Below are 10,604 nucleotides of genomic sequence, written 5' to 3'. Positions count from 1 at the left end.
TTGCCTGAGTTTTCGTTGCTCGAAGTCATCATAACAGCAATAGTTGTTGCGGTAATTCTTGCGACCTTTCTACTTTCTGACCTGCTGGAACTATATTCAGACCACCGAGAGAGACGTGCGCCTTATGATGGCTTCAAGGGGCACTCCAGACCAATGCGGATTTTCATGATTTTCGTCGGCATACTGGCCTTTGTCGGTGCAGTGTTTATGATTTGTGTGGGAATTTTCTCCACCTAAGACTTTTCACCTAAACTTGGAATGCCAATGACACCCAGCCGCAACATTGCCCGCCTCATCGAAATCATGGCGGCCTTGAGAACGCCCGTAACAGGTTGTCCCTGGGACCTGGAACAAAACTTTTCGACAATTGCTCCCTATACACTCGAAGAAGCTTACGAAGTTGCAGATGCAATCGCAAAAAATGATCTGCTGGAACTGCGAGAAGAGCTTGGCGATCTGTTGCTCCAGGTGGTCTATCACGCGCGCATGGCCGAGGAAGGCGAGCACTTTGATTTCGGCGATGTCGTTGAAGGCATAACCAAAAAACTGATCCGTCGCCATCCTCATGTTTTCGGCGATGAAAACGGTGAAAAGGCGGAACACGTCAAAGGTATCTGGGAGCGGATCAAAGCCGAAGAGCGGGCTGAAAAACGGGCCGAACGCAAAGCTCTCGGACTTTCTGAGCCGAGCAAAGGCTATCTTGACGATGTACCGACCGCCTTCCCTGCTCTTCAGGAAGCCGACAAACTGCAGCGCCGGGCGTCAAAGGTCGGTTTCGACTGGAATGATACCAGGCTCGTACTCGAGAAGATCCGGGAAGAAACACACGAATTAGATGCAGAACTTGCCAAAGGAGACCCGGACAAAGACCGCATGAGTGACGAACTTGGCGACACTCTGTTTGCACTCGCCAACCTCGCCCGCCACCTCGACATTGATCCAGAGGAAGCTTTGCGCCGAACGAACAGAAAATTCCGAACCCGGTTTGCTGCCATTGAAGACGAAGCCAGTCGGACCGACACAACGCTTCAGGACATGACACTCGAAGACATGGAAGCAGCTTGGCAAGCAGCAAAAAAGAGACAGTCATGAATTTCAGAACTCCTGGAGGTCTCCTGCCCAGCTTGGCGAGCCTGGTTCTTGAACTTCAAGTTGCTTTTTTCCGTGCCAACGGCGAGATACCCTTCAATTGTAAGACGTGATTTTCGATCCGGAGCTTGTGACAATTGGCCGTCATTGCATCTTCAGTGGAAAGACGAACTTTGTCTTTGCTGGCCGGGCAAACAAGTCTGGCACAAACAGCCTGGACAATGGCGAGCCCGTCGATTGTAATCACGTTTCTGGCCGTATCAGTCGGAATGCCAGTCTTTTTGGTTGGTGCCCTCGTGTCTGTTCGACAACTTGCCAGCTCGCTGACCGACATCTTTCTTTTTGAGAGAATTGCCAAGGTTAAAAATCGAAAGTTGGCGCTGTCTCTGTGTGACATGATCTTAGCGCTCTGTTTTGGCGCTACGATTGTCTCTGTGCTTTTCGGAACCCAGACCCAGACAAGTATCGTTTTTGTTGTCTGCATTTTCACAATGGGGGTCGCCGACGAATTTCAGCATTTGCTGATGACTGACTTTCTGGCAGACAACTTGCAATCAAAATCGCGCTTGTTGCTTCAATACACGCAGATGGCGATCGGTGGCGGATTTGGCGTTGCCTTGGCTTGGATCGCGCATGAGCTCACACTGGAATTGCCACCCCTTAGTCGGCACTCCATTGTGGTTACGATCGGCATCGCCTGTTTCGCTCTATCAGCGCTTGCAATATTGGCCGTGGAAGACAGTGCTCCAACTAACGCAGCGCGGCCATCGGCAACACGGTCTCCGCTTAGATTGGTCAGAAACTACTATCTCAACGTGCTGGCCATGATGAAACAATCATGGTTTCGCCAGTATGTGGTCATCACGACAGTTTTTTCAGCTGTGATACTCGCCGTTCCGTTCTTCGCCCTTATTGCTGCAGAGACCCACCACACAACGAGCAAGGGGCTGACGGCAATGGTCACCTCCTATGCCTTGGGCTACATCGTGGCAGGCCCGCTTTGGGGTACCTTGAACAACGTTTCGCACCGGTTGGTAATGATAACCTGTTCACTTCTGGTCGGCTTTTGCGGGTCAATCCTGGCGACACTGCATATGTTGAACCTGCAACACGATTTGAGAATACATGCCATCGCAATCTTCGTTGTCACTGTGGCAGTCCGCGGAATAATAGCGGTCTTGCAAGTCTATTTTATGGAAATTGCGCCAAAGGGTCAGCGCGTCAAAGGAATTGCGGTAGCAAGATCGTTTGGCAGACTTACAATGATTTGCCTTTCAGCGCTTTTGGCAGCAGTTGCCCACCTGCAGGAAACCGTTTGGGCAATCTTCTTCATTGCCTTTGTGAGCTTCGCGACGGCCACAATTAGCTACTTCTTCGCCAGGAAATTCGAAAAATAACTTTGACTCGACGCTCAAAATCAAGCGGTCTTCCTCACAAGTACCTTTTTGGAAGCGTCAGTCTTCGGAGCTCTTGTCCAACCGGCCAGCGAGATCGACCAGATACTCTGAAAACAAGTCCCGGAATGGCCCGCGTTGTTTGTCGGAAACACGCACCTCCGCCGTCACGAAGTCTTCCGCATCTGAGCGTTCCAGCACTTCAGACATCTGGTAAAGCTTTGCCAGAAGCGCGCCTTCCGCAACCGGTATCTGAATGGAGAAGATATCGTCGTGCATTGCCATGAACGCGTCGATGCGGTCAGACAAGCCATCGATACCCTCACCTGTCAAAGCCGACAGAGAAACAGGCCCATCATGGCCAGCATCGTCGAGCAATTTTTCCCGAAGCGCAGGATCAAGGCAGTCGATCTTGTTCCATACTTCAACGATCGGTGCGCCGCTTTGGGCGTCAACCCCGAGATCGTTCAAGGTCTTTTTGACATCCTCAGCCTGCGCATCTGTATCCGGGTGCGAAATATCGCGAACATGTAGAATCAGGTCGGCCTCCAGCACCTCTTCCAGTGTCGCCCGGAAAGCAGCAACAAGGTGGGTCGGCAAATCGGAAATGAAGCCAACCGTATCCGACAGGATAACTTCCCTGCCATGTGGCAGCTTTATCTTGCGCAACGTCGGGTCAAGAGTTGCAAACAAGAGATCTTTGGCAAAGACATCTGCCTCGGTCAACCGATTGAAAAGTGTTGACTTTCCGGCGTTGGTGTAACCGACAAGTGCCACAACAGGCTGCGGTATCTTCTTGCGTTTCTTACGATGGAGATCGCGTGTTCGTCGCACGCTTTCCAACTGCTTCTGCAGCGCAATGATGCGCTCTTGTATCTGGCGACGGTCTGCCTCGATCTGCGTTTCACCAGGCCCCCCCATAAAGCCGGCACCGCCCCGTTGCCGCTCGAGGTGGGTCCAGGACCTGACCAATCGGCTCTTCTGCCAGGTGAGATGCGCAAGATCGACCTGCAACTTACCTTCCTTGGTCCGTGCTCGGTCGCCAAAAATCTCAAGAATGAGTCCGGTGCGGTCAATCACCTTTGTCTTAAGGCGTCGTTCCAGATTTCGTTGCTGAACAGGCGTCAATGGATGGTCAATGACGACAAGGTCGAGGTCTTCGCTGGCAACAATACCCGCAAGTTCGGCCACCTTGCCTTCGCCAAAGAGCGTCGCTGGTTTGGGATTGTTGACCCGAACTACGCCTGAGTGAACGATGTCGAGGTTAATGGCAGCGCTTAGGCCAACAGCTTCTTCAAGCCGTGCCTCAGGGCTTCTATTTCCACGCAGTTCGCCGGAACCCTCCCCCCGCAATTGGAGGACAGGCTCTAGGATGATCGCACGAAAAGGCTGAGGCAGGCGATCTACCCCAGTGTCTTTCACGCGAAGTGATTTCTGGCCCGGCTCTTCAGTACCGTTAGACTTTGAAAAATCGTCTGCCCGAGACTTCGGTTTCAATCAGCTTGCCTTTTCAGCGTTTTCCTCTGCCTGATCGAACAACTGAACAGGCCCGTTTGGCATAATTGTGGAAATCGCGTGCTTGTAGACAAGCTGAGAATGCCCGTCGCGACGAAGCAGGACACAGAAATTGTCAAACCAGGTTACGACGCCCTGCAATTTTACACCGTTGATCAGGAAAATTGTCAGAGGAGTTTTTTGCTTGCGAACGTGATTGAGGAAAGTGTCTTGGAGATTTTGTGCGCGCTCAGCCATCAGTCTTTTTATCCTATTTGTCCCGGATGCGGCCGAGCATCCGGCGTTCCACAGCAGCTTACCGTCAAAAGACGTTCAAGTTCAAACGCTAAGGTTTGACAACCGCTCGCTTTTTGCATTGCCCACCAGAAGAGCTGTCTGCCCCAGCTCTATATTGTTTCGAATTCGCCGCCCAACAAGGCCAATCGAATCATACCGCCTGCAAATCAGTAGCAGTATGGAACAATTCGCGCAATCGGGTTGCAACAGATCCAGGATGGCCATTTCCGATAATCCGGCCGTCCAGACGTGTCACTGGCATCACCACAGTAGTCGCCGCGGTGACGAATGCCTCCTTGGCCTCAAATGCCTCTTCAAGACTAAATGGTCTTTCTTCAAAGGTCATCCCGTCCTTTTGAACGAGTTCCAGCACAACGGCGCGAGTAATACCACGCAATATGCCGCTTTCCGCCGGCCGGGTAACCAGAACGCCCTCTTTGGTGACAATCCAGGCATTGGTCGACCCGCCTTCGGTCACATTGCCATCCTTGTCGATATACCAGGCTTCTTTGCCACCGTGTTCCTTGGCATTTTGTTTGGCCAGAACATTAGGAAGCAATGCAACGGTCTTGATGTCCACTCTCGGCCAACGGTTTTCAGGGTAGCTAACGACGCCAATCCCCTCCTCCGCCGCGGCTTGTGCAGCCGCAGGGTCGCTGGAGCGAGCAGTTACCACAATGGACGGCGCCACATCTTCGGATGGGAAAACATGATCACGCCGGGCCACGCCGCGTGTCACCTGAATATAGACAAGACCGTTGCGCACCTTGTTGCGTCTGACGACCTGATGAAGCACAAATTTGACAGCGCTGCGCGCCATTGGCCAATCTATGCGCAATTCGTTTAAGGAACGGTCAAGCCGGTCAAGATGGCGAGGAACGTCGACAATCTTGCCTTGCCAAACTTCGCAGACCTCATATACGCCATCAGCGAACTGGTACCCTCGATCCTCCACATGGACTGCGGCATCCGCATGACGGACATATTGACCGTTGACATAGGCAATTCGGCTCATGCTTCCTCCGTAAGGGGCCAGGATCAAATCAAACCAATCGGTATCGAGGTCATTTTTGACCTTTCGGTCAGGCAAATGCAAGGCTAGAAAATCGGCAAACGATCAGAAGAAGTCGAGACTGACGCGGAACATTTGCTCCACCTGACGAACCCTGTTGGCAACCGCAAAGATCACGATGCGATCCTGTGCCTGAATCTGCAGATCACCATTGGGTGTCAGAACCTTACCCTCGCGGAAAACGGCCCCGACACGAATACCTGACGGCAGATCAATCACCCTCAGAGGCTTGCCGACAAGTGGTGAAGTGTCCAGCGCTTCCGCCTCAACGATCTCGGCAGCACCGTTTTGCAGAGAGTGAACGCCCCTGATCCGGCCTCGGCGAACATGCTGCAGAATGCGCGAGATCGTCACCGCTCTAGGATTGATGAACGCGTCGATACCGAGCGCATTCGCAAAGGCGGGATAGCTCGGGTTGTTCAACAAGGACAAAGAGCGCTTGCAGCCGAGCTTCTTCGCCATCACCGACGACAGAATGTTGACTTCGTCTTCGTTGGTCAGAGCGACCATCGTGTCGGCATCGCCGGCGTCCGCTTCATTGAGGATCGTTTGATCGAGAGCGCTGCCGTGAAGAATGACAGATCTCTTAAGGTCATCCGCCACGGTAATCGCACGTTCACGCGAAGCCTCGATAAGCTTGATTTTCGTTCCGGACTGACGCTGCTCAAGAGCCTTGGCAACATAAAGGCCGATATTGCCGCCTCCGGCGATAATCACCTTGGCCGCTTCCGGCTCTTCATGTCCGAAAATGCTGAGTGTACGCCTGACCTGATCTCTGCGGGCGACCACATAGGCGAGATCACCGGTCAAGATAGAGTCACTGCTCTTTGGTACGAACAGCCGATTGTTTCGGTAAAGGCCGACTACAACGGCTCCCAAATCGGGAAACAGCTCGGTGAGCTGGCGCAGCGGCGTGTCGATTACCGGGCAATCGTCTTCGCACATGATCCCGACAACAACCACCTGATCATCGGCGAACCGAACAGTTTCAACCGCCCCCGGCAATGCCAGGCGGCGCAGCACCATTTCGCCAACTTCAATCTCTGGCGAAATGATCACGTCGATCGGCATGTTGTCGCGCGAAAAGAGATTGCGCCAACGACCCTGCAGATAGGACTGTGCGCGGATCCGGGCCACCTTGGTCGGCACATTGAACAGGGAATGCGCCACCTGGCAGGCCACCATGTTGACCTCGTCATAGAGCGTGACGGCGACAATCATGTCGGCTTCTTCAGCGCCGGCCTGTGCAAGAACATCCGGGTGCGCACCATGACCGACAAAGCCGCGCACATCCAGTTGATCGCCAATCGCATTGATCAGCTCTGGTGCGGAGTCGATCACGGACACATCGTTTTGTTCGGCGGCCAATCGTTCGGCGATGCCGTACCCGACCTGACCTGCGCCGCAAATCACGATTTTCATGGAAAGAACCCTTCCCCACTCTGCTGACTAGTTCCGATGTTCACCGGGTGTCAGGTCATACCCAGGGTCTTCAGTTTCCGGTGAAGCGCAGACCGTTCCATACCGACAAATTCTGCAGTCCGCGAGATGTTCCCGTCAAATCTCTTGATTTGCGCCTGTAGATATTCACGCTCGAAAATCTCGCGCGCTTCGCGCAACGGAACGGACATGAGATGTTCTCCGGTGCCGGAACTCGGCAGGCTCGGCAAGGTTTCTCCGATTTCAGCCGGCAACAAATCCGCCGTGATTGTGCTGTCGGGGTCACCGCGGCTCAGGATCATCAGTCGCTCAACATTGTTGCGTAGCTGACGGACATTGCCCGGCCAGTCATGCGTCTGAAGAACCGCCATTGCATCATCGCCGATCGGCCGGAGCGGAATGCCCGAAGCACCTGATATTTGCTCCATGAAATGATGCACGAGAACCGGGATGTCCTCACGCCGCTCGGCAAGCCCTGGAACCTTGAGAGGAACAACACTCAAACGGTGATAAAGATCCTGTCTGAAAAGCCCTGAAGCTATATGCTCTTCAAGGTTCTTCGACGTTGAAGACAGTATCCGGATATCAACCTGAACTTTCTGAGTTCCGCCGACACGCGAAAAGCTCTGCTCGACAAGCACCCTCAGGATCTTGCCCTGGGTTTCGGCCGGCATGTCTGCAACCTCATCAAGGTACAATGTGCCGCCATGGGCTTCCTCTAGTGCACCGATCTTGCGCAGATTTCCGTTTTCGTCCTCGATACCGAACAGCTCTTCTTCCATTCGAGCTGGCGTAATGGTGGCCGCGTTGAGAACCACAAACGGGCTTTTGACCCGGGGCGACAAATCATGGATCATCCGCGCCGCACGCTCCTTGCCAGCTCCCGAAGGGCCGACGATCAGAATACGGCTATTGGTACCGGCAATTTTCTGGACGGTCTGTCTGAGACCATGAGCGGCAGAAGAGTTTCCAATGATATCACTGGTTTCGCCGCTTCGCTGCTTGAGGTCGCGAATCTCACGCTTGAGACTTGAAGCTTCCAGGGCGCGTTCGACGATGTGAACCAGACGATCAGCTTTGAACGGCTTTTCGATGTAGTCATAAGCGCCGCGCTTGATTGCCGATACAGCCGTTTCGATGTTGCCATGACCCGATATGATGACAACGGGCATGTCCGGGTCGGTTTCCTTGAAAAGATCCAAGAGCGCCAAGCCATCCAGTCGGCTTCCCTGAAGCCAGATGTCCAGAATAACGAGCGACGGTTTACGCTCTTTTACCGCAGCGAGTGCGCTGTCTGAATCATGCGCAGTTCTTGTGCCGTAACCATCATCATCCAGTATACCGGCAATCATCTCTCGAATGTCGGTTTCATCGTCTATAACCAAAATATCATGTGCCATGAGCAGTCACTGCTTCTTGTTGTTGCTCGGGTTCCGGCTCGATCTCGGCCTTGGCGGCCAAAGTCAGGCGAACAAGAGTTCCCGTGTCTGAAGGATCGTTTTTGGGCGCGTCAAGCAATTCAATTCCGCCCCCGTGGTCTTCCAAAATTTTCCGCACGATCGCGAGACCCAAACCAGTCCCTTTCTCACGCGTCGTCATATATGGTTCCAGCAAGCGGCTGCGATTTTCCTCAGGCAAGCCCACGCCATTGTCGATCACATCAATGACGATGCGGCCCGACTGGTCCGGCCCTTCTCCTGAAAGACGAACCTTGACAGTGCCCTTTGGTGCATCCTCACCTTCGCGGGCTGAAACGGCTTCGGTGGCGTTCTTCACAACATTAGTCAATGCCTGGCCGATAAGCCTCGCGTCGAAGACCGCCTTGACCGGCGTGTCCGGAACATCCGCAGTCACGCTGATTTCCGGATTGGCAACAGACTGCATGAATGCAGCATCTCTTACGGCTTCCCGGAGATCTCCCGAAGACTTGTTAGGCTTGCGCATACGGGCAAAGGACGAGAATTCATCAACCATCTGACCGATATCGCCCACCTGCCGGACAATCGTGTCAATGCATTGGTCGAAAACCTGACGATCTTCTTCAATGCGTTTGCCATATCGTCTCCGGATGCGTTCCGCAGACAGCTGAATTGGCGTTAGAGGGTTTTTGATTTCATGCGCAATTCTTCGGGCGACATCCGCCCAGGCTGAATTGCGCTGGGCCGACACAAGATCCGTAATGTCATCCAGGGTAACAACAAATCCGTGTTCGCGTCGGGTTGATTGTTCGGTCGTAATGCGAACGTTAATTGTCCTCAGCCGTCCGCCACGCGCGATTTCGATCTGTCTCTCAGGCAGGCGGTCACCATCATTTTCCAAGAGCTCCCGGATGCACTCATTCAATTCAGGAACAACCTCCATCAAGGGCTTGTTCAGAATCTGGATCTCATCAAGCTGCAGAAGCTCCAATGCTGACCGGTTGATCAACATGATTGACGCTTCATCGTCTATCCCGATCACACCCGTAGAGACCCCTGACAACACCGCCTCATTAAATCTCCGGCGCCGGTCAATCTGTTCATTGGCAGCAAGCAAAGCATCGCGTTGACCGAGCAACTGCCCGGTCATCTTGTTGAATGTCGTTCCAAGATTTGCGAGGTCTCCGCCCGATTTTTCCGTTCGGACCTTCACTGCAAGATTGCCCTTGGCAACTTCGTCGGCCGCCGAAATCAACGTTCTGATTGGCGACACAAGCCGGTTGGCAAAACCAAAGCCTATCCAGATGGCTGACAAGAGAAGAACCAGTGCCACACCGAGATAGACAAGAGCAAAGGCGACTTGCACCCCGAACCTGCTGCTCTCCATCTGTTGGTATTGAGAGGCCCCTGTCTCTGCCAGACGCAAATATTCAACAACACGCGGATCGATGGCGCGCACGGCGTAGAGATAGAAGTTGTCGTATGCAGACAGTTTCATGATGCCGCCGACGATATTGGAACTTCCTGGTGCAATCAGGATCGGATCACCGGACTTTGCCTTGAAAAAACTGTCAGCCGGCGGCAGTGGAACATCGGCATTTGGATCCAGCACAACACGCGTGACAACCTTACCTTCGCTGTCGAGGATAAACGCGGCCAGAATCCCACGCAGAGATACTTGCGTCGCGAAAAACTGATCAAAACGCGTCGGTTCGAAGTCGTAGACAGCTTTGGCACGATCAATGTCGTTGGTCATGGCGATCAGATCGCCGCGCAACACGCGCGCATGTTCCTGCAGATAGGCCTGCGCAACCGTAAGGGCATTGTCGATAATCTGGCGGGTGCGCTCCTCAAACCAGCGATCGAGACCCCGATCCAGCGTAATGGCGGCCAATATTGCCATAAGAATAGCTGGAACCGCTGCAACGACGCTGAAAAGAGCAACGACCCGCACATGAAGACGGGCAGCCGCACGACCGCGCCGTCGCGCCTGCCATAGCTTCAGAATTTCAACGGAAATGACGCCAAGCAGAACTGCAGCTAATGCGCCATTGATCGTCATTGCAGTGACAATGACTTCCCGAGTCGGGTCGATGGTTGTCAGCCCCATCAGAATGGCAAATGTCACGCCAATCGAAATCAGGGCGACAACCATGATCGCGAGGCCTGCGCGGCGCCAGAGTTTACCTGCCGCACTCGACTGCGCTGCCGATCGCTGTTCCGCTTCCAGTATCATTAAGCCTCAGCACAGCGGCCGTGAAATATCGACCGCATTCAATATCGTTTTATGCGGCAAACTTATCACACAATGTTGCGAAATTGCGACAGGGCGGCAGCATCACCGAAAAAATGCGGTGGAAGATTTCTTAAATAGACTTAAGATATTGTTATATTTATATT

Annotated in this window: 9 protein-coding genes; 3 read left to right on the top strand and 6 right to left on the bottom strand. The window is 53.4% G+C overall.

Annotation, left to right across the window (positions count from 1 at the left end; all coding sequences use genetic code 11):
* The 3 genes from FIV00_RS29835 (at position 1) to FIV00_RS15990 (ending at position 2,486) form a co-directional block, all read left to right on the top strand.
* Positions 1-237, top strand: a complete 237-nt coding sequence (locus tag FIV00_RS29835; protein ID WP_173006016.1) for a hypothetical protein — start codon at positions 1-3, stop codon at positions 235-237.
* Positions 238-264: 27 nt separating this feature from the next.
* Positions 265-1,092 (top strand): nucleoside triphosphate pyrophosphohydrolase, encoded by an 828-nt coding sequence (gene mazG / locus FIV00_RS15995; RefSeq protein ID WP_152501675.1) that lies wholly within the window; start codon positions 265-267, stop codon positions 1,090-1,092.
* Positions 1,093-1,262: 170 nt separating this feature from the next.
* On the top strand, positions 1,263-2,486 hold the full coding sequence (locus FIV00_RS15990) for an MFS transporter (RefSeq protein WP_152501674.1): 1,224 nt from the start codon (positions 1,263-1,265) through the stop codon (positions 2,484-2,486).
* A gap of 57 nt (positions 2,487-2,543) precedes the next feature.
* Here the strand turns inward: FIV00_RS15990 and hflX are convergent, their stop codons facing one another.
* The 6 genes from hflX to FIV00_RS15960 all read right to left on the bottom strand — a co-directional run bounded on the left by hflX (position 2,544) and on the right by FIV00_RS15960 (position 10,440).
* Positions 2,544-3,980, bottom strand: a complete 1,437-nt coding sequence (gene hflX / locus FIV00_RS15985) for a GTPase HflX (protein ID WP_371419535.1) — start codon at positions 3,978-3,980, stop codon at positions 2,544-2,546.
* Positions 3,981-4,238, bottom strand: a complete 258-nt coding sequence (hfq, locus tag FIV00_RS15980) for an RNA chaperone Hfq (protein WP_173006241.1) — start codon at positions 4,236-4,238, stop codon at positions 3,981-3,983.
* A gap of 187 nt (positions 4,239-4,425) precedes the next feature.
* Positions 4,426-5,289: a D-amino-acid transaminase gene (locus FIV00_RS15975; RefSeq protein ID WP_152501673.1), complete on the bottom strand. Its 864-nt coding sequence runs from the start codon at positions 5,287-5,289 to the stop codon at positions 4,426-4,428.
* A gap of 102 nt (positions 5,290-5,391) precedes the next feature.
* A complete protein-coding gene (gene trkA / locus FIV00_RS15970; protein WP_152501672.1) occupies positions 5,392-6,768 on the bottom strand; it encodes a Trk system potassium transporter TrkA in 1,377 nt (458 codons plus the stop codon).
* Positions 6,769-6,818: 50 nt separating this feature from the next.
* Positions 6,819-8,186: a sigma-54 dependent transcriptional regulator gene (locus FIV00_RS15965; protein WP_152501671.1), complete on the bottom strand. Its 1,368-nt coding sequence runs from the start codon at positions 8,184-8,186 to the stop codon at positions 6,819-6,821.
* Positions 8,176-10,440, bottom strand: coding sequence for a PAS domain-containing sensor histidine kinase (locus tag FIV00_RS15960; RefSeq protein ID WP_152501670.1), 2,265 nt, complete (start codon positions 10,438-10,440; stop codon positions 8,176-8,178). The genes FIV00_RS15965 and FIV00_RS15960 overlap by 11 nt, the downstream gene beginning before the upstream one ends.
* Between the last annotated feature and the right edge of the window lie 164 nt (positions 10,441-10,604).

Origin of the sequence: Labrenzia sp. THAF82, assembly GCF_009363435.1 — a bacterium.
Taxonomy (GTDB): domain Bacteria; phylum Pseudomonadota; class Alphaproteobacteria; order Rhizobiales; family Stappiaceae; genus Roseibium; species Roseibium porphyridii.
This window is presented reverse-complemented; position numbering and strand designations above follow the sequence as displayed.